A 914-nucleotide genomic window follows, 5' to 3' on the forward strand; every position below is an offset into this window, starting at 1 on the left:
CGGCAAGCGGTACACGAACGTGAACACGGCGGACAGTCCGCGGCCTTCGACGCGCTACCGCCAACCATGCACGAGCTCGTTAGAAAAGGTCAACCGGGCTCGATCTCTCGCATGCAGATGGTGAGCTATGCCGCCCAGACAGACTCACTCGATTGGCCGCAACTCGAGCGTTCTTGCCGTGGGAGGCGTTTCATGGAACAACGGAAGCACGGACTCCCTGAGGAGGGATACTTATGTACCGGATGTATCCCGGTCCCGCACCAGAGGGGGCCAGCATGGTGTGGCACGTCAGTACCGTCGACGGTTCGACACTGTGTGGCAGTCCTGTCGAGCGCGACACTCCGTCGATGATCACCGAGCCGCAGGAGCATTGCCCCCAGTGCATCCAACTATTTCGTTGCCTTTTGAGAAACCCTGTCCGCCGGTAACTGTCCTGTTGCAGAGGGACGCAACCGAGAAAGAGAGATCGCATGGTGTTCAGCATCGAATCTCTCGATGGGAACGGAGTGGCTGCGGAACTGGTCACGAAACCCCACCACAGGCTGGTTCTGCGTATACGCAGATTCGAAGCGATTCTCCCCTAATGGCTTCCGGGTCAGAAAGCTTTTAGTACTGCAACGACACTCCGTGACGTGGTGCGGGCAGCGTGTTGATCTCTTCGTGGTGGATGAGATAGCTGACGGTTGGTCAGACGTGTTCAGTGACTTCGTGGCGCGGTTCGCAGGGCGCTTCGGGCGGGTGGAGTCGAGGCGGCGGATGGTGTCCTACCTGCGGGGACTGCTGAGTGAGGCGGAGCGCAAGAATGGCTGGACGCTGGCTGAGGCCGCCGGGGACACGGGTCCCCAGGGGATGCAGCGGCTGTTGAACCACTACCTGTGGGACGCGGATGCCCTGCGCGACGACGTCCGTGACGC

General features: G+C 60.8%; 1 protein-coding gene. It reads left to right on the plus strand.

The genetic code is table 11. The annotated features are described in order from the left end of the window. Window positions 1–708 precede the first annotated feature (708 nt). A partial coding sequence (locus tag LCE31_RS39940; protein WP_441349440.1) for a transposase occupies window positions 709–914 on the plus strand: 206 nt, incomplete at its 3' end.

This window comes from Streptomyces sp. 8L (assembly GCF_020176795.1).
Classification (GTDB): Bacteria; Actinomycetota; Actinomycetes; order Streptomycetales; family Streptomycetaceae; genus Streptomyces.